Raw genomic sequence first — 17,480 nt, 5'->3', positions numbered from 1 at the left:
CGGGGCATCCGGGCCGCCGTTACCGGGTTGTCTGCGCCAGTGTAGCGAATACGGCTTCGTCCGGCGCCTGCGTGATCAGCGTATCGCCGAATCGCTTCAGCAGGATGAATTTGATCGCGCCGGCTTCAGCCTTCTTGTCGACGCGCATCAAATCCATATAGCGCGCATCGCCGAGCGCGGGCCCGCGGGTCGGCAGGTGCGCGGCCGCGATCACCGCGTCGAGCCGCTGCCGCGACGCTTCGTCGAGCATGCCGAGCCGTACCGACAGGTCGCCCGCCATCACCATCCCGCAGCCGACCGCCTCGCCGTGCAGCCACTCGCCGTAGCCGAGCCCGGCCTCGATCGCATGGCCGAACGTGTGGCCGAAGTTCAGGATCGCGCGCAGGCCGCCTTCGCGCTCGTCGGCCGCGACCACGCTCGCCTTGATCTCGCACGAGCGCTTCACGGCGTGCGCGAGCGCTGCCGGCTCGCGACGGTTCAGCGCGTCGACGTTCGCCTCGATCCAGTCGAAGAATTCCGCATCGGCGATCGCGCCGGTCTTGATGATCTCGGCGACGCCGGCCGCCAGTTCGCGGTCGGGCAGCGTCGCCAGCGCGCCGATGTCCGCGATCACGGCTTGCGGCTGATAGAACGCGCCGATCATGTTCTTGCCGAGCGGGTGGTTGATGCCCGTCTTGCCGCCGACCGACGAATCGACCTGCGACAGCAGCGTGGTCGGCACCTGGATGAACGGCACGCCGCGCATGTAGCACGCGGCGGCAAAGCCCGTCATGTCGCCGACCACGCCGCCGCCGAGCGCGACGAGCGTCGTCTTGCGATCCGCGCGCCCGGTCAGCAGGCCGTCGAAGATCAGGTTCAGCGTTTCCCAGTTCTTGTACGCCTCGCCGTCCGGCAGCACGACCGTCGACACCTGCTTGCCAAGCGGCGCGAGCGCCGCGCGCAGCGTGTCGCCGTAAAGCGGATCGACCGTCGTGTTCGTGACGATCGTGACGGACGAACCCTTGATGTGAGGCGCGAACAACTCCGCGCGGCCGATCAGGCCGGCGCCAATATGAATCGGATAGGCGCGGTCGCCCAGATCGACGTTGACAGTAATCATGCTTGTAGCGGCTTGGCGATGACGCCCGCCAGTTCGAGTTGCATCAGCACCATGTTGACGAGACCATTGACCGACGGACGGCCGGTCTCGATGACGAAATCCGCGCATTCGCGGTACAGCGGGTCGCGCACTTCGTAGAGCGCTTCGAGGCGCCCCTTCGGATCTTCGGTCTGCAGCAGCGGGCGGTTCTTGTCCTTGCGCGTGCGCAGCCACAGATCGTGCGGATTGGCACGCAGATAGACGACGATGCCATTGCTTTTCAGGCACTCGCGATTTTCCGGGCGCAGCACCGCGCCGCCGCCCGTCGCGAGCACGATGTTCTCGCGCTGCGTGAGCTCGGCGATCACCTGCGTTTCGCGATCGCGAAACCCGGCCTCGCCCTCCAGCTCGAAGATCACCGGAATGCGCGCGCCCGTGCGGGCCTCGATTTCGTGGTCGGAGTCGAAGAACGTCCTGTCGAGACGACGCGCGACCGCACGGCCCACGGTGGTCTTACCCGCTCCCATAAGGCCGACGAAAAATACGTTTGCATGTGGGTCCCGCGCTTGCAACGGCTTCCTCTGCTTCAATCTTGCTGGTGTGTGGCGCAGCTTACTGGCAAAGCGGCTGCCTTGTCGAGCCTGCGCCGGCGGCTTCCGGCCCCGTTTTGTCGGGATCCGCGCCAGCCGTGCCGCGCGCATCGCAGCGCGCATCGACGACGGTCGGCGTGATGAAGACGACCAGTTCGCTGCGCTGGTCGCGCTGCGCGCGGTGCCGGAAAAGCGCGCCCAGAATCGGTATTTTGCCCAAGAGCGGCACCCGCGTCACATCGTTCCGGTGCAACTGCTCGTAGATCCCGCCGATCGCGACCGTCCCGCCGTCCTCGACCTCGACGCGCGTCTGCACGTGCTTCGTATGGATCGCCGGGCCGGCCGCCGTCGGCTCGCCGACGCTGTCCTTCGTCACGTCCAGGTCGAGCACCACGCGCCCGTCGGGCGTGATCTGCGGCTCGACCTCGAGCTTGAGCGTCGCGCGGCGGAACTGCACGCCGCTCACGCCGTTGCCGACCTTCGCCTGGTACGGCAGCTCCGAACCCTGCTCGACGATGGCCTTGACGCGATCGGCGGTCACCACGCGTGGACGCGAAACGATCTGTCCCCGCCCTTGCGCTTCGAGTGCGCTCAGTTCGATGTCGAGTACGCGGCTGAGCGGAGCGGCGAACAGCGTGAAGCCGGCGGTTGCCGCCTCGAAGCCGCCGAGCGGCCGCGCGGCAAGGTCGAGCGCGTTGCGCGCATCCGCCGTGAACGTGGTGCCGTCGCCCGACGGCGGGCGCCCCTGCGCACGCAGCGCGACGCGTGCGCCGAGGTTGCGCGAGAAGCCCTGTTCGCCCTCGACGATGCGCGCCTCGATCCGGACCTGCCGCGACGGCCGGTCGATCGCGTCGATCAGGCCCGCGATCTGTGCAATACGCGGTTCGAGATCGGTGACGAACAGCAGGTTCGTGCGCGGATCGGCCGCCGCGGCGCCGCGCTTCGACAGCAGGCGCTGGCCGGTCGCGCCGGCCAGCAGCCGTTGCACGTCCTGCGCGCGCGGGTAGTGCAGCGCGAACGTACGGCTCGCGAGCGGCTCCAGATCGGCCGCCCGCGCGTGCATCTCGAAGCGCTCGCGTTCGCGCGCGGCCAGTTCGGCCGCCGGTGTGACCCATATCACGTTGCCGCGCCGCGACATCGCGAGCCCGTGCGTGTCGAGCAGCGTGTCGAATGCATCGCGCCAGCGAACATTGTTCAGACGTAACGTGACGGTGCCGCGCACCTGCTCGCCGACGACGATATTGAGCCCCGTGAACCGGGCGAACGCGTCGAATGCAGCTGCGAGACCGACGCCCTGCAGATTCAGCGAGATTCGACGCGTGTCGTCCGCGTCGCCCGGTTGCCGTGACGCGTCGTCGCTGATCCGGGCCGGCGGCGCCAACGGGATCGGCGGCCCCTCCAGCCGGGGAGCCGGAGCGGCGGTTTCCGCCTGAAGCGCCGCGTGAGCCGCGTGATCGAACCGTTGCGGGCCGACCTCCGCCGACACGGCATCATCCACGCCATCGGCCAAGCCTCCGGGCGGCGGCAGGCCCGGCACCTGTGCATCCATCACCGCTGCTGGCCAGACGGCCGGCAGCGGTGGCAATGACGCACTTGCCCCGGCCGCCATCAATCCGGCCCAGACGACGGCGAGTGCCCGACATCCATACTTCATCATGGCCGGCCTCCGTCATCGAGGACGAGCCGGTGCGCCCCGTCCGCCGTCGCGAGCGTCACGGCCGCAGGCTCGACGCGCACCACGCGCGCAGCCCCGAGCGCTTCGCCGGGCGCCACGGCGGTGAACGTGCCGTCGCCGCCGTCGAACAGCGCGAGACCGGCGCGCGCGTCGCGAATCGTGCCGGCCAGGCGGGCCGCCTGATCATCCGCTGCGGACAAGCCAGCCGTGTCGAACGGGTCCTCGTCGAGCGCCGCTGCCGGAACCGACACCGTGCCGCCAGCGCCAGTTGCCGCCGGCAGCGCCGGAAAAACGTCGACGGACATTTCCACGCGCGCCGCCTGCAATCCTCGCTCGACACGCAGCGCCGACGGCACCGCCAGCACCGGGAAGCTCGCCAGTCCGCCGACCACGTGCAACAACGCGCGAAAACCGCCATCCGCGGCGATACGCACCGTGCGCCGGCCGTCCGGCGCCGCGCCGCCGGCTTGCTGCGGTTCGATCGATACGCGACGCAGCCCGCTCGACGCTGCGAGATCGGCCAGTTCGAGCATCAGCGCGCCCCATTCCGGCGCAGGCGACAAGCGGTCATCGCGCGCTGGTGCCGGATCTGCGTTGCGCCGCTGCCCGGCGACCGCAAGCACGCGCTGTGCATCGGCCTCACGCACCTGCGCCTCTGCCAGCAACGTGCGACTGTGCGCGAGCCCGCTCCAGTCGGCGGCATTCGCCAGATGAATCCCGCCTGCCAGCACGGTTGCGAACGCGAATATGCAGCCGGCCGCATGGGCAGCCTCGGGCGACACGCGCCGCATGCCGCGCAGCCATGCTTCACCGCGCGACGCAGGCCGATGCGCGATCGCCATCATGCGCCGCCTCCCGCCGCCTTCCGCGACGACATCGCATCGCGCCAGCGCAGTTGGACCGAGAACCGGAACGGCATCCCCGTCGACGCGACCGGTGCATCCGAAGCAGGCTTCAACGCGTCGATATCGATCCGCCAGTCCCGCTGCTCGCGCGCCATCCCGGCGAGCCATCGCTCGGCCGCACGGTAACTCGTGGCGCGCGCATCGAGCTCGGCACCCGTCGGTGTCGTGCGCAGCGTGTCGAGCCGAACCGCGTCGTCTCGCACCTGCGCCAGCGTCGCCAGCAGCGCTGCGACGCGCCGGTAAGGCGCGGCGAGCTCGGCTGCCCGCGCGCCGCGCCGAGCGGCGGCGGCCGCTGCACCGGCGGCGCGCGTCGCAACTTCCACCCGCGGCTGCAACTGCCGCAGCCGCGTCTCCACGCTTGCGCGCTCGGCGTCCGCGCGCCACCGCAGCCATGCGGCAGCGCCCGTCCACAGACCGGCGCCGAGCACGCCGAGCAGGATTGCCGTCCCGCACTGCGCGGCCCGGCGACGTCGCAACGCCCGCGCCAGCCGCTCGCGGTACGGCAGCAGGTTGAAACCGCCGAGCCCCGCACGATCGACCGCAGCCGGCCCGGACGCGCGTGCCGGCATGCGACCGGTCATCATTCCCACACCCCGCGCAACGCCAACCCGAACGCGACGGCGAATGCCGGGCCGCCCGGCATGCCGGCGGGCGGGCACGGCTGCCCATCCCAGCCCGTGCAGTCGAACGGCACCGCAACTACGCCGAGTACGTCGCCGATATCGGCGACGGACGTCCCGAAGCGGGCGATGCACCGCTCGTCCCCGGCCACGAGTACGCAACGCACGGCCCCGAGCACGCGCTGGCGCAATGCGTCGGAGAACGCCTCCGGCACCCCGCCCGACAGCGCGAGCACCTGCGCGGCCAGCGCACCGTCGACCCGCCACGCTCGCACGCCCGAGTCGCTGAACCAGAGCGCGGCATAGGGACCATGCGCGTCGAGCTCGAACTGCGCCGCATAACGCAACGCGCGCAGCGCGGCCGCCGACTCGCCGTCGACGGCCGTCAGGTCGACACCGGCCTGGGCGGCCACGTCGATCCGCCGTTCGAGCAGCGCCAGCGGGGCCACCGCGACCTCGATCTCGCCAGACTGCGCGCCGTCATCCTGCCGCCAGTCGAACGCGAGGCTGTCCGGCGCCAGCCCCGAAATGCGCTCGGCCGCCTGCCGCGCGGCATCCTCGACGTCGTCACGCCCGGCCAGGTCGAGCGTCGCGGTGCGGATCTCTTCATCGCACAGCGCCATCACGCCGCACGCCTCGCACCGCACACCCGCCGCCGACAGCCGCGACACGGCCGCCGCCAGCGAGCGCGCGACCGCCGCCCAGCGCGCGTCTTCCGGCCCGCCCGCCAACCCGACCGGCTCCCGCTCGAGCCCCTCGACGCGCACATCGACAGCACGGGCGCGCCGGCTCAGTGCGACCACCCTCACCTCGTCCGCCCCGACGTCGATTCCCGTCGCCCCGTGCCTGCCCTGCGCGAACCGCGCCATCCATCGTCCCGCCATCCCGGCCTCCCGCGATCGTCGCGGCCCACGCCGCGTTTCCGAGACCAGATTCTGCAAAGCGGCGCGTTCGGCCGACAGTCGGCCGAACGGCCAGCATCGGCTCGAAAGGGCCGCGCGCGGGCTATGCTGAAGACACGGCAACCCGCGGCTTTTCGGCGGGCAGCCCCCGTGTCAGGACCGGTCTTACCGGGCAGCTATAATCGCGAGACTGTTTTCCGGTATGCCTATGCAATCCACGACTCCTACGTCCCCGCCTCCCGCCCCGGAGCCGAAGAAGCGTCCCTGGTGGCAAAAAGTCCTGCTCGGCTTCGCCGCGATGTGCGTGGCCCTCGTCGTGGCCGGCGGCCTCGTGCTCGGCTACGCGCTCGTCGTCGCGTGGCCGAACATGCCGTCGCTCGACGCGCTGACCGACTATCGCCCGAAAGTGCCGCTGCGCATCTATACGTCCGATCACGTGCTGATCGGCGAATTCGGCGAAGAGCGCCGCGACGTCGTCCATTTCAAGGACGTGCCCGACTCGCTGAAGAAGGCGATCCTCGCGATCGAGGACGCACGCTTCTACGATCACGGCGGCGTCGACCTCACCGGCATCATCCGCGCCGGCTTCGTCGCGCTGACGAACGGCCATGCATCGCAGGGCGCGAGCACGATCACGATGCAGGTCGCGCGCAACTTCTTCCTGTCGAGCGAGAAGACCTACACGCGCAAGATCTACGAGATGCTGCTCGCGTACCGAATCGAGCGCGCGCTGACGAAGGATCAGATTCTCGAGGTCTACATGAATCAGATCTATCTCGGCCAGCGCGCGTACGGCTTCGCGAGCGCCGCGCGGGTCTATTTCGGCAAGGACCTGAAGGACATCACGCTCGCGGAGGCGGCGATGCTCGCGGGGCTGCCGAAGGCGCCGTCCGCGTATAACCCGGTCGTGAACCCGAAGCGCGCGAAGGTACGCCAGGAATACATCCTGCAGCGGATGCTCGAGCTGAACTTCATCACGCGCGAGCAGTACGACGAGGCCGTCGCGCAGCCGCTCGTCGTCAAGGGCCCGGGCCGCGATTTCAGCGTGCACGCCGAGTACGTCGCGGAAATGGTCAGACAGATGATGTACGCGCAGTACCGCGAGGAAACCTACACGCGCGGCTTCAACGTCGTCACGACGATCGATTCCGCGGACCAGCAGGTCGCGTACACCGCGCTGCGCAAGGGCATCATGGATTACGAGCGCCGGCACGGCTATCGCGGGCCGGAAGGCTTCATCGAGCTGCCGGCCGGTGCGGACGACCGCGAACAGGCGATCGACGACGCGCTGCTCGAGCACCCCGACAACGGCGAACTGATTGCCGCGGTCGTCACGGCCGCGAGCCCGCGCCAGATCACGGTCGCGTTCATCGACGGCAGCACGGCGACGATCGAAGGCGACAACCTGCGCTTCGCGTCGGGCGCGCTGTCGACCAACGCGCAGCCGAACCGCCGCATCCGCCCCGGTGCGATCGTCCGCGTCGTGAAGAACGACGCCGGCAAATGGTCGATCACGCAGTTGCCGCAGGTCGAAGGCGCGTTCCTGTCGATCATCCCGCAGGACGGCGCGATCCGCTCGCTCGTCGGCGGCTTCGACTACAACAAGAACAAGTTCAACCACGTCACGCAGGCGTGGCGGCAGCCGGGTTCGTCGTTCAAGCCGTTCATCTACTCGGCGTCGCTCGACAAGGGCCTCGGGCCGGCAACCGTGATCAACGACGGCCCGCTGTATTTCAGCGCCGCCGAAACGGGCGGCCAGCCGTGGGAGCCGAAGAACTACGGCGGCGGCTTCGAAGGCCCGATGTCGATGCGCACCGCGCTGCAGCGCTCGCGCAACCTCGTGTCGATCCGGATCCTGAACCACATCGGCACGAAGTACGCGCAGCAGTACATCACGCGCTTCGGCTTCGACGCCGAGCGCCATCCGGCCTACCTGCCGATGGCGCTCGGCGCGGGCCAGGTCACGCCGCTGCAGATGGCCGGTGCGTACTCGGTCTTCGCGAACGGCGGCTACCGCGTCAATCCGTACCTGATCGCCGAAGTCACCGATCCGAACGGCGCGATCGTCGCACGCGCGCAGCCGCTCGTCGCCGAGCAGAACGCGCCGCGCGCGATCGACGCGCGCAACGCATACGTGATGAACAGCCTGCTGCAGAGCGTCGCGCAGCGCGGCACGGGCGCGCGGACCAACGTCCTGAAGCGCACCGACCTCGCGGGCAAGACCGGCACGACGAACGATTCGCACGACGCGTGGTTCGCCGGCTACCAGCACACGCTCGCCGCGATCGCGTGGATCGGCTACGATAACCCGCGCAGCCTCGGCGATCGCGAAACCGGCGGTGGCCTGTCGCTGCCCGTCTGGATCGACTACATGGGCGCGGCGCTGAAGGGCGTGCCGGAGTTCAAGCCGACGGTGCCGGACGGCGTCGAGTCGCTCGGCAGCGAGCTGTACTTCACCGACTTCACGCCGGGGCACGGTTTCGTGTCGACGGTCGGTGTGCCGCAGGCGCCGGCCGCGCAGAACGTCGACGAAGCGGCGCCGGCGCCGCACGTCGACGAGCAGGAAAAGCAGGACATCATGAACCTGTTCCGCGGCCACTGACCCGCGGCCCCGGACATGAAAAAAGCGCCCCGTGAATGAACCGCGGGGCGCTTTTTCTTTTGGTACGACGTTCGGGGCCCGGCGCCCCGGCCGTCACGCGCTGAACGTGATCGGCAGGCCGGCCTGCTGCGTCGCGTATTCGGTGAGCGCCGCGTAGAACTCGGTGCCGGTGCGCGTATCGCGCCATTCGCCGTCGATGAAACGGTAGTGGAATCCGCCCGCCTTCGCGGCGATCCACACTTCCTTCATCGGCGGCTGCAGGTTGACGATGATCTTCGAGCCATTCTCGAACGTCAGCGTCAGGACGCTGCCGTTGCGCTCCAGATCGATGTCGTGGTCGCCGTCGTTCGCGGTGTCGACGGTACGCTCGACGGCCGTCAGCACGGCCTCGGCACGGGTCAGGTATTCGGTATCGGACATGCTAAACTCTATCGGTTCAATTGTTCAGGGACGATCATGCGAGTCGTTTTCCGGATGAGCGCGATTGTAGCGGCTTTGGCGATTCTTGCCGGCTGCGGTCAAAGCGGCCCGCTCTATCTGCCTACCGTGCCTCCGCTGCCCAAGCCGATCCAGCAGCAGGACACCCCGCCGTCGGACGTGAAGCCGACCGATGAAAACGCGTCATCCGACAGTGTGCCCGATTCGTCCGGCACGCCGCTCACGCTGACGCCCGAACTGTCGAGCGGCGCATCGAAAATGCCCGCGCCGGCGTCAGGCTCGGCCGTCGCGCAGTAACGACGCGACGGCGTCCGCGCAGATCGCGAAACAAGGCGATGACTTCCCGGTCATCGCCTTTTGTTTTTGCAGGCCGTGCCGTCACGCGCGCACGCGCCGCCATCCCCATGCGGCCAGCCGCCAGCCGAGCAGCACGGCGACGATCGCCGCGTAAAGCTTCGGCTGCGCGAGATCGTGCTTGCCGGCCCTCATCCACCAGAAGTGCAGCACGCCGAACAGCGCGATCGCGTAGATCGCGCCGTGCAGCGTCGCCCAGTGGCGGCCGAGCCGGCGCACCATCGAACGCGGCGACGTCGCGGCGAGCGGGATCAGCAGCACGAACGCGGCAAAGCCGACCGTGATGAACGGGCGCTTGCCGACGTCCTTCAGGATCGCGACGACATCGAACCACTTGTCGAACCACAGGTAGGTCGTGAAGTGCAGCGTCGCGTAAAAGAACGCGAACAGCCCGATCATCCGGCGAAAGCGCAGCAGCGTCGCGAAGCCCGTCATGCGCCGGAGCGGCGTGACGGCCAGCGTGATGCAAAGCATCACGAGCGTCCACAGGCCGGTCGAACGCGTGATGAATTCGATCGGGTTCGCGCCGAGCCGGTCGGTCAGCCCGAACAGCACGAGACGCGCAAGCGGATAGAGGCCGGCCGCGAAAACCAGCACCTTGGCCGGCACGAGCCAGCGCGGCGCGCCGGTACGAATCGCACCGGCCCGGGTCGCGCGTGCGGTCGATCCGGTGCCGGCTGCGCGCGCGGGCGTCAGCGTCGAAGGAGGCATGTCGTTTCTCACCGTCGCGCTCAGAAGTTCTTTTTCAGGTCCATGCCCTGATACATCGACGCGACCAGATCGCCGTAGCCGTTGAACATCAGCGTCTTGCGCTTCGGCGTGAAGAAGCCGTCCTCGCCGATGCGCCGCTCGGTCGCCTGGCTCCAGCGCGGATGATCGACGTTCGGATTCACGTTCGAATAAAAGCCATATTCGTTCGCTGCGTACGTGTTCCAGCTCGTCTTCGGCTGCTGGTCGACGAAGCGGATCTTCACGAGCGACTTCGCGCTCTTGAAGCCGTACTTCCACGGCACGACGATTCGCACCGGCGCGCCGTTCTGGTTCGGCAGCACCTGCCCGTAGACACCCATCGTCAGCAGCGTCAGCGGATTCATCGCCTCGTCCATTCGCAGCCCTTCCGAATACGGCCAGTCGAGCACGGGTGTCGAGAGGCCCGGCATCTGCGACGGATCGGCCAGCGTGATGAACTGCACGTATTTCGCATTGCCGGTCGGCTGTACACGCTTGATCAGCTCGGACAGCGGCACGCCGATCCACGGGATCACCATCGACCAGCCTTCGACGCAGCGCAGCCGGTACACGCGCTCCTCGAGCGGTGCGAGCTTCAGCAGCTCGTCGAGATCGAACACCTTCGGGTGCAGCACCTCGCCCTCGACGCTCACGCGCCACGGGCGCGGCCGCAGCGTGCCGGCGTTCTGCGCCGGGTCGCTCTTGTCGGTGCCGAATTCGTAGAAGTTGTTGTAGGACGTGATGTCCTTGAACGGCGTCACCTTGTCGGCCGCGACGAACTTCGGGTTCGTTTTCGCCGCGAGCTTCGCCGCCCGCGCGTCGGGCGACGCATACGCGGCAAATGCCGCGCCGCTGCCGCCGAGCAGCCCGCCCGCCGCCGCGAGACCGGCCGCCTGCAAGACGCGCCGCCGGTTCTCGAACACCGCGCGCGGCGTGATCTCGCTGTGCGCAATATCACCGCCGGTCAGTACGTTCCGCAAAGGGCGTTTGATCCACATCGTGCTGCTCCTCCTGCATGCGCCGCGCGCACGCTTCATCAGCGTTCGACCCGGCCCGTCATGCGCCGTTCGACGCCCGGATCGCCCACCCGTTACAAAAGAAAACCGCCGGGCACGCAGTGCACCGGCGGTCTTGTAGTCGGACGAGCGGCCGAAATCTTACAGCTTGCCGTAGCTGTGCAGCCCGGACAGGAACATGTTGACGCCGAGGAATGCAAACGTCGTCACGAGCAGGCCCGTGAGTGCCCACCACGCGGCAACCGCGCCGCGCAGGCCCTTCATCAGCCGCATGTGCAGCCACGCCGCGTAGTTGAGCCACACGATCAGCGCCCAGGTTTCCTTCGGGTCCCAGCTCCAGTAGCCGCCCCATGCCTCGGCCGCCCACAGCGCGCCGAGGATCGTCGCGATCGTGAAGAACGCGAAACCGACCGCGATCGACTTGTACATCACGTCGTCGAGCACTTCGAGCGTCGGCAGGCGATCGGCGAGCACGCCGCGCTCCTTCATCAGGTACGCGACCGACACCATCGCCGACAGCGCGAAGCTGCCGTAGCCGATGAAGTTCGCCGGCACGTGGATCTTCATCCACCAGCTCTGCAGCGCAGGCACGAGCGGCTGGATCTGCTGCGCATCGCGCGCGACCGAGTACCACATCAGGAAGCCGACCGCCGCGCTGATGACCAGCAGCACGAACGCGCCGAGTGAACGCGTGCCGTAGTGGCCTTCGTAATACAGGTAGAGCAGCGCGGTGATCAGGCTGAACAGGACGAACACTTCGTAGAGGTTCGATACGGGGATATGCCCGACGTCGGCGCCGATCAGGTAGGACTCGTACCAGCGCACCATCAGCCCCGTGAAGCCCATCAGCACGGCGACCCACGTGAGCTTCTGGCCGATCGCGGCGCCCGTTTCCGAGCGCGCGAGCAAGCCGATCCAGTAGAAGATCGTCGCGAGCACGAACAACGCGCTCATCCACAGGATCGCCGACTGGCTCGACAGGAAGTACTTGAGGAAGAACGCCGAATCGGCGCGCGCGAGATCGCCCTGGTAGATCTGGATCGACAGCAGCGACAGCACGGCGATCGACGCCATCATCAGCCGCGCGGGCTTCCAGCGCCAGCCGAGCGCGACGAGCGCCGGCACGGTGCCGAGCATCACCGCCTTGTCGTAGTAATCCATGTGCGCGTTGTAGTGCACGAGCGCATAACCCGCTCCCGCCACGAGCGCCAGTGCGAACAGCCAGTCGATCAGCGACAGGCGCGCGAGAAACGGACGGTCGTCGAACAGCGGCGCCGAAACCGGGGCCTGGGCCGACGCCCGGGGGGAAGAGGAAACTTGCGTGAGATCCATGATGTTACCGGGTGGAATTCTCGGAATCGGAACCGCCGCCGGCAGGCGGGCGGGCCGTCGATGCCGCACCGGCGGGCGCGGCGTCGCGAGGTGCGGCGCGCAAGGCGACGCCGGCCGCGTCGCGCGTCTGCACGAATTCTTTCTCGAAATCGAAGGTCTTGCGGGCCGTGGACATCGCCATCACCACCTCGACACCCGGGCCGGCATCCTTGAGCCAGAACCAGAGGCGCCGTTCGCGCACGTAGAACATCGAGAAGATGCCGGCGACCAGCAGCAGGCTGCCAAGATACACCAGATTCTTGCCGGGTGCGCGCGTCAGCTGAAATACCGAAGCTTGCACCTGCTTGAATGAGTCTAGCTGCAGATAGACGGGCGATCCATACAGAAAGCTGTCGGATAGCGCATTGATCGCGTTCTGCACGAATCGGATCGTGTCGGTGCCCTGCTGGGCGGACGGCTCGCCGGCCCGCTCGCGCGCGATCTGCCACACCTCCCACATCGAGCCCTCGAGCATCCGCAGCAGCAGGCTCGCGGCCTTCTCCTGCTCGGCCTTCGGCACCGAGCGTTCGATGAACGTCGCCACGGCCTGGAAGCCGCCGATCGGCTGGCCGTCGGCGCCGCGGCCGACGCTGTCGTCGCTGGCGGCAAACAGGGTCAGCACCTTCGCTGCGCTGTCCTGCAGGCGGCCGCGCAGCGATGCGTCGGTGCCCGGCAGCGAACGCTGCGCGAAGCGCGCGGCGGCTTCGGCGCGCACGGCCGGATCTTCGAGCGCGGCGCGCAGGTGCATCCATTCGCCGATCGAATCCTGGCTGTCGGCCGGAATCCGCATGTAGCGGAATGGGTCGTTCGGGCTCGCGCGCACGCCGGCGAGGAACACGCGCACGCCGTTCATGTCGACGGGCAACATGTAGTTGTTGAATTCGCGCGCCTGGCCGTCCTTGCCGCGGATCTTGTACTGCACGGACGGGCCGATGTTGTGGAGCTGCACCGGCTTCGACGTCTTCGCGCCGGAGCCGAGCCGTTCGTCGAACGCCTCCTTCAGCGACGCCGTCTTCGCGACGCCGCGCACGTCCGGCTTGCCGTTCGCGTCGATCATGTTCTCGACGTTGATCGCGCGGAAATCGGAGAACTCGATCGTATCGCCGTCGGCGCCCGGCATCTGCAGCGGCGCCGAACTGCCGATCGTGCCCTGCACGGGGAAGGTCTTCGCATTGCCGCCCGTCATCGGGTAGGCCGTCATCTGCATCTGCGAGCCGCCGTCCTGGAAGCTCGACTGGTAGATCGACACGCCCTTGTACGTGAACGGCTTGTTGACCTCGACGCGCGCCGGGATCTTCCGGCCGGTCTCGCGATCGATCACGACGATGTCGCTCGCGAACAGCTTCGGCATGCCGGTCGTGTAGTAGTCGACGATGAACTTGTTGAGCTGGATCGAGAACGGCAGGTCCTGGATCAGCGAGCCGCTCGGCTGGTTCAGGATCGCGGTCGACACGAACTGGCCCTCGGGCACCCACGCATAACCGCGGAACGTCGGGTTCGACGCGGACAGGCGATGGTCGGGCGAGATCTCGCTGATCGTCGCGCTCGTGTTGACCGGGCTCTTGCCGAACATCCACATCTGGAATTTGATCGGCAGGTTGCTGTCGAGCAGGCCGCCGATACAGATCACGACGATCGCGAGGTGCGCGGAGATATAGCCCCACTTGGTCATCGCACCGCGCTTCGCGGAGATCAGCGTCGCGCCGTCGGTTTCACGCACGACGTGCTTGTAGCCGGCCTTGGTGACGAACGTGGCGAGTGTCGCCGCAACGGTCGCGCGCGTGCCGGAAGCCGTGTACTCGGCCTTGTGGTGGAACGCGCGCAGGCTGCCTTCGCGGACCTTGTCCTTCCAGCTCTTCGCATCGGCGAGCATCTTCGGCGCGTTGCGGATCACGCACAGCGAGATCGACGTGACGAGGAAGATCAGGATCAGCATGAACCACCACGCGCTGTACACGTTGTACAGGCCGAGCGAGCGGAAGATGTCCGCCCAGAACGGCCCGAACTGGTTCACGTAATTCGGATACGGATCGTCCTGGGTCAGGACCGTGCCGACGATGCTCGCGATCGACAGCACCACCAGCAGCGCGATCGCGAAACGCATCGAGCTCAGTAGCTCGACCGCGCGCTTCGACGCACCCTGACCCGACTTCGACTGCAACCCCGACGTGGTAACGCTCATTCAAACTCCGACTAAGGGGAAACAGCCCCCACGCTCACTGTGTTCGCCTGGGGGGCGCAGCCCCCCATCGCCTGCAAGCCTCTTCATCCCGGCTTGGCCCGGCGAGTGCTGACAAAAAAGGGCGAGGCAACCGCAACGGTGCGGCGCCCCACCCTTTTCTTGTTCTGACTCCGGACGCCCTTCGGGCGCCCGGTCATTCCATTCGCGACCGGCCGCTCAACGCAGGCCCGCGATGTAATCCGAGACGGCCTTGATCTCGTTGTCCGACAGGCGCGTCGCGATCTGATGCATCGCGTCGTTGTTGTTGCGCGCGCCAACTCCCTGCTGGAACGCGGTCAACTGCGCGACCGTGTAATCGGCCCACTGCCCCGACAGACGCGGGTACTGGACCGGAAGCCCCTGCCCGGTCGGCCCGTGGCAGCTCGCGCAGGCGGGCACGCCCTTCTCCGCGATGCCGCCGCGATAGATCTTCTGGCCGATCGGCACGGTCGCCGCATCGCGTGCGGTACCGAGCTTCGTCGTCTGCGACCCGTAGTACGCGGCGACGTTGCGCATGTCGTCCGCGCTCAGCGCACTCGCGAATCCGACCATCACCGCGTTGGTACGCACCGGCCCCTTCGCGCCCGGCTGCGTCTTGAAGTCGTTCAACTGCTTGACCAGATACTCGGGATGCTGGCCGGCAAGCTTCGGGAAACTGCCCGACGCGCTATTGCCGTCGGCGCCGTGACACGACGCGCAGACCTGCCCGGCAATCGCCTTGCCGCGGTCGAGATCCGGCTTTGCCGCATCCGCCGCGTTTGCCTCCGCTACGATACCTACGAACCCTGCTGCAACCTGAAGCACCATCAGAGACTTGCACAGTCGATTCATTCGCACACCCTGTTTCGTCTTGTGGGAATTTGAGGTTCTGCAAAAAACGACGGCGACCAGTCTACCGCAGAAGCCACATAAAAGCGCGAGGCAGGCGCCCGGTGGCCTTCGGTAAAACCGCCGTATTGTACAATATCGTGTTGAAAGCTCCCGCGCCTATCGGGGCTACCCCGCCTCCACCAAGCGGCTCGCGCCGCCCGTCCTTCCGGTTCCCATGGCCTTTCTGCTCCATCAAGCCCGCTTCTACACGACCGTCAACCATCTGCGCGACCTGCCGCCGACGGTACAGCCGGAAATCGCGTTCGCGGGCCGCTCGAACGCCGGCAAGTCGACGGCGATCAACGTGCTGTGCAACCAGAAGCGGCTGGCCTTCGCATCGAAGACGCCCGGCCGCACGCAGCATATCAACTACTTCTCCGTCGGCCCGGCCGCCGAGCCCGTCGCGAACCTCGTCGACCTGCCCGGCTACGGCTACGCGGAAGTGCCGGGCGCCGCGAAGGCGCACTGGGAAATGCTGCTGTCGTCCTACCTCGCGACCCGCTCGCAGCTCTGCGGCCTGATCCTGATGATGGATTCGCGCCGTCCGCTGACCGATCTCGATCGCCGCATGATCGAGTGGTTCACGCCGACCGGCAAGCCGATCCACACGCTGCTGACGAAGTGCGACAAATTGACGCGGCAGGAAAGCATCAATGCGCTGCGGACCACGCAAAAGGGGCTGGATGCGTATCGCGACCAGGGCGTCCAGGGCAAGCTGACGGTCCAGCTGTTCTCCGCGCTGAAGCGCACGGGGCTCGACGAGGCGCATGAGCTGATCGAGAGCTGGGTGCGGCCGTCCGTCGCCGACGAAAAAAGCGAGCCTGTAGCACAATGATCGGGCAACGCGCGGCCGGGATCGGCGGCGCGCACCTGACGGCGCCTGCGGATTCGGCCGGCTCATAAAAAAACCCGCCGTTTAACGGCGGGTCAAACAGCCTAATCGAAAAACGACAGGCACCCGCTCAGGGAGGAGAAGCGGGGAGTTGCACGCGACGCGTGCCGCTCGATCGCTATCATATACCAACGCTCCCGAAAATGACCTAAGGGTTCCGTAAGGTCCTTACTGCCCTGATTTCTGCCCAATCGACATGAGCTTCCATCCGCTTCATCGTCCGCGCCGGATGCGCCGCGACGACTTCTCCCGGCGCCTGATGCGCGAAAACCGCCTGACCACCGACGACCTGATCTATCCGGTGTTCGTCGTCGACGGCACCAACGAACGGCAGCCGGTGCCGTCGATGCCCGGCGTCGAGCGCGTGTCCGTCGATCTGCTGATGCACGTCGCCGAGCAATGCGTCGAACTCGGCGTGCCCGTGCTGTCGCTGTTCCCGGCCATCGAGCCGTCGCTGAAAACGCCTGACGGCCGCGAGGCAGCCAATCCGGAAGGCCTGATCCCGCGTGCGGTGCGCGAGCTGAAGAAGCGCTTCCCCGAGCTCGGCGTGCTGACCGACGTCGCACTCGATCCGTACACGAGCCACGGCCAGGACGGCGTGCTCGACGAGAACGGCTACGTGATCAACGACGACACGATCGAGATCCTGGTCGACCAGGCGCGTGCGCAGGCCGAAGCAGGCGTCGACATCGTCGCGCCGTCGGACATGATGGACGGCCGCATCGGCGCGGTCCGCGAGATGCTGGAAAGCGACGGCCATATCCATACGCGCATCATGGCCTACTCGGCCAAGTTCGCGTCGGCGTTCTACGGCCCGTTCCGCGACGCGGTCGGCTCGGCATCCAACCTGGGCAAGGGCAACAAGATGACCTACCAGATGGATCCGGCGAACAGTGACGAAGCGCTGCGCGAAGTGCGCCTCGACATCGACGAAGGCGCCGACATGGTGATGGTCAAGCCCGGCATGCCGTACCTCGACATCGTGCGTCGCGTGAAGGACGAGTTCCGCTTCCCGACCTACGTGTACCAGGTGAGCGGCGAATACGCGATGCTGAAGGCTGCCGCGATGAACGGCTGGCTCGACCACGACAAGGTCGTGCTCGAGTCGCTGCTCGCGTTCAAGCGCGCGGGCGCAGACGGCGTGCTCACGTACTTCGCGCTCGACGCCGCGCGTCTGCTGAAAGCGCAACGCTGATCGCGCGCCGGCAGGCGTAAGG

Annotated in this window: 16 protein-coding genes; 4 read left to right on the top strand and 12 right to left on the bottom strand. The window is 67.4% G+C overall.

The genetic code is table 11. From position 1 onward, the window contains the following. Positions 1-19: 19 nt before the first annotated feature. Genes aroB through MRS60_RS01705 form a run of 6 tightly spaced genes read right to left on the bottom strand, consistent with a single transcriptional unit; the run spans position 20 to position 5,752 of the window. Complete coding sequence (aroB, locus tag MRS60_RS01730; protein WP_034183622.1) at positions 20-1,099, bottom strand: 3-dehydroquinate synthase; 1,080 nt, start codon at positions 1,097-1,099, stop codon at positions 20-22. After that, positions 1,096-1,650, bottom strand: a complete 555-nt coding sequence (gene aroK, locus MRS60_RS01725; RefSeq protein ID WP_034183621.1) for a shikimate kinase AroK — start codon at positions 1,648-1,650, stop codon at positions 1,096-1,098. Before aroK ends, aroB begins: the two co-directional genes overlap by 4 nt. A 40-nt stretch (positions 1,651-1,690) precedes the next feature. Then, positions 1,691-3,325 carry a type IV pilus secretin PilQ gene (locus tag MRS60_RS01720; RefSeq protein ID WP_243565129.1) on the bottom strand — a complete coding sequence of 545 codons (1,635 nt, stop codon included), beginning with the start codon at positions 3,323-3,325 and terminating at the stop codon, positions 1,691-1,693. Continuing rightward, complete coding sequence (locus MRS60_RS01715; RefSeq protein ID WP_243565128.1) at positions 3,322-4,188, bottom strand: pilus assembly protein; 867 nt, start codon at positions 4,186-4,188, stop codon at positions 3,322-3,324. The genes MRS60_RS01720 and MRS60_RS01715 overlap by 4 nt, the downstream gene beginning before the upstream one ends. After that, the gene (locus tag MRS60_RS01710) at positions 4,185-4,829 is read right to left on the bottom strand and encodes a fimbrial protein (RefSeq protein ID WP_105391658.1); all 645 of its coding nucleotides are present in this window, start codon (positions 4,827-4,829) and stop codon (positions 4,185-4,187) included. Before MRS60_RS01710 ends, MRS60_RS01715 begins: the two co-directional genes overlap by 4 nt. Next, entirely contained in the window at positions 4,829-5,752 is a 924-nt protein-coding gene (locus MRS60_RS01705; RefSeq protein WP_034183618.1) for a competence protein ComA, read from the bottom strand. Before MRS60_RS01705 ends, MRS60_RS01710 begins: the two co-directional genes overlap by 1 nt. 226 nt (positions 5,753-5,978) lie before the next feature. On the opposite strand from MRS60_RS01705, the gene MRS60_RS01700 reads away from it, so the two are divergent. Then, positions 5,979-8,372 (top strand): penicillin-binding protein 1A, encoded by a 2,394-nt coding sequence (locus tag MRS60_RS01700; protein ID WP_105391648.1) that lies wholly within the window; start codon positions 5,979-5,981, stop codon positions 8,370-8,372. Positions 8,373-8,465: 93 nt separating this feature from the next. Here the strand turns inward: MRS60_RS01700 and cyaY are convergent, their stop codons facing one another. Continuing rightward, on the bottom strand, positions 8,466-8,792 hold the full coding sequence (gene cyaY / locus MRS60_RS01695) for an iron donor protein CyaY (protein WP_034183616.1): 327 nt from the start codon (positions 8,790-8,792) through the stop codon (positions 8,466-8,468). A 36-nt stretch (positions 8,793-8,828) separates the two neighbouring features. Here cyaY and lptM point away from each other — a divergent pair, with 36 nt between their 5' ends. Continuing rightward, the gene (gene lptM, locus MRS60_RS01690; protein ID WP_243565127.1) at positions 8,829-9,107 is read left to right on the top strand and encodes an LPS translocon maturation chaperone LptM; all 279 of its coding nucleotides are present in this window, start codon (positions 8,829-8,831) and stop codon (positions 9,105-9,107) included. 81 nt (positions 9,108-9,188) lie between these two features. Here the strand turns inward: lptM and msrQ are convergent, their stop codons facing one another. The 5 genes from msrQ to MRS60_RS01665 all read right to left on the bottom strand — a co-directional run bounded on the left by msrQ (position 9,189) and on the right by MRS60_RS01665 (position 15,332). Then, positions 9,189-9,875: a protein-methionine-sulfoxide reductase heme-binding subunit MsrQ gene (gene msrQ, locus MRS60_RS01685; RefSeq protein ID WP_034183614.1), complete on the bottom strand. Its 687-nt coding sequence runs from the start codon at positions 9,873-9,875 to the stop codon at positions 9,189-9,191. A 20-nt stretch (positions 9,876-9,895) separates the two neighbouring features. Then, positions 9,896-10,891, bottom strand: coding sequence for a protein-methionine-sulfoxide reductase catalytic subunit MsrP (gene msrP / locus MRS60_RS01680; protein ID WP_243565126.1), 996 nt, complete (start codon positions 10,889-10,891; stop codon positions 9,896-9,898). Positions 10,892-11,050: 159 nt separating this feature from the next. Continuing rightward, positions 11,051-12,241 carry a c-type cytochrome biogenesis protein CcsB gene (gene ccsB, locus MRS60_RS01675; RefSeq protein ID WP_131947928.1) on the bottom strand — a complete coding sequence of 397 codons (1,191 nt, stop codon included), beginning with the start codon at positions 12,239-12,241 and terminating at the stop codon, positions 11,051-11,053. 4 nt (positions 12,242-12,245) lie between these two features. Further along, entirely contained in the window at positions 12,246-14,462 is a 2,217-nt protein-coding gene (locus tag MRS60_RS01670) for a cytochrome c biogenesis protein ResB (RefSeq protein WP_243565125.1), read from the bottom strand. A 216-nt stretch (positions 14,463-14,678) separates the two neighbouring features. Beyond that, positions 14,679-15,332, bottom strand: a complete 654-nt coding sequence (locus tag MRS60_RS01665; protein ID WP_243565589.1) for a c-type cytochrome — start codon at positions 15,330-15,332, stop codon at positions 14,679-14,681. Between the two features lie 214 nt (positions 15,333-15,546). Between MRS60_RS01665 and yihA the strand changes: the two genes are divergently transcribed. Both yihA and hemB read left to right on the top strand, forming a co-directional pair. Beyond that, on the top strand, positions 15,547-16,206 hold the full coding sequence (gene yihA, locus MRS60_RS01660; RefSeq protein WP_034183610.1) for a ribosome biogenesis GTP-binding protein YihA/YsxC: 660 nt from the start codon (positions 15,547-15,549) through the stop codon (positions 16,204-16,206). Between the two features lie 253 nt (positions 16,207-16,459). Next, positions 16,460-17,458 (top strand): porphobilinogen synthase, encoded by a 999-nt coding sequence (hemB, locus tag MRS60_RS01655; protein ID WP_034183609.1) that lies wholly within the window; start codon positions 16,460-16,462, stop codon positions 17,456-17,458. The last annotated feature ends 22 nt before the right edge of the window (positions 17,459-17,480 follow it).

It is taken from the genome of Burkholderia pyrrocinia, from assembly GCF_022809715.1.
Taxonomy (GTDB): domain Bacteria; phylum Pseudomonadota; class Gammaproteobacteria; order Burkholderiales; family Burkholderiaceae; genus Burkholderia; species Burkholderia pyrrocinia_C.
This window is presented reverse-complemented; position numbering and strand designations above follow the sequence as displayed.

What these genes read in the sequence shown, in the direction of transcription:
- aroB (WP_034183622.1), bottom strand. Translation starts at nt 1,099, where the DNA reads ATGATTACTGTCAACGTCGATCTGGGCGACCGCGCCTATCCGATTCAT.
- MRS60_RS01720 (WP_243565129.1), bottom strand. Translation starts at nt 3,325, where the DNA reads ATGATGAAGTATGGATGTCGGGCACTCGCCGTCGTCTGGGCCGGATTG.
- MRS60_RS01715 (WP_243565128.1), bottom strand. Translation starts at nt 4,188, where the DNA reads ATGATGGCGATCGCGCATCGGCCTGCGTCGCGCGGTGAAGCATGGCTG.
- MRS60_RS01710 (WP_105391658.1), bottom strand. Translation starts at nt 4,829, where the DNA reads ATGACCGGTCGCATGCCGGCACGCGCGTCCGGGCCGGCTGCGGTCGAT.
- MRS60_RS01705 (WP_034183618.1), bottom strand. Translation starts at nt 5,752, where the DNA reads ATGGCGGGACGATGGATGGCGCGGTTCGCGCAGGGCAGGCACGGGGCG.
- MRS60_RS01700 (WP_105391648.1), top strand. Translation starts at nt 5,979, where the DNA reads ATGCAATCCACGACTCCTACGTCCCCGCCTCCCGCCCCGGAGCCGAAG.
- cyaY (WP_034183616.1), bottom strand. Translation starts at nt 8,792, where the DNA reads ATGTCCGATACCGAATACCTGACCCGTGCCGAGGCCGTGCTGACGGCC.
- lptM (WP_243565127.1), top strand. Translation starts at nt 8,829, where the DNA reads ATGCGAGTCGTTTTCCGGATGAGCGCGATTGTAGCGGCTTTGGCGATT.
- msrQ (WP_034183614.1), bottom strand. Translation starts at nt 9,875, where the DNA reads ATGCCTCCTTCGACGCTGACGCCCGCGCGCGCAGCCGGCACCGGATCG.
- msrP (WP_243565126.1), bottom strand. Translation starts at nt 10,891, where the DNA reads ATGTGGATCAAACGCCCTTTGCGGAACGTACTGACCGGCGGTGATATT.
- ccsB (WP_131947928.1), bottom strand. Translation starts at nt 12,241, where the DNA reads ATGGATCTCACGCAAGTTTCCTCTTCCCCCCGGGCGTCGGCCCAGGCC.
- MRS60_RS01670 (WP_243565125.1), bottom strand. Translation starts at nt 14,462, where the DNA reads ATGAGCGTTACCACGTCGGGGTTGCAGTCGAAGTCGGGTCAGGGTGCG.
- MRS60_RS01665 (WP_243565589.1), bottom strand. Translation starts at nt 15,332, where the DNA reads ATGAATCGACTGTGCAAGTCTCTGATGGTGCTTCAGGTTGCAGCAGGG.
- yihA (WP_034183610.1), top strand. Translation starts at nt 15,547, where the DNA reads ATGGCCTTTCTGCTCCATCAAGCCCGCTTCTACACGACCGTCAACCAT.
- hemB (WP_034183609.1), top strand. Translation starts at nt 16,460, where the DNA reads ATGAGCTTCCATCCGCTTCATCGTCCGCGCCGGATGCGCCGCGACGAC.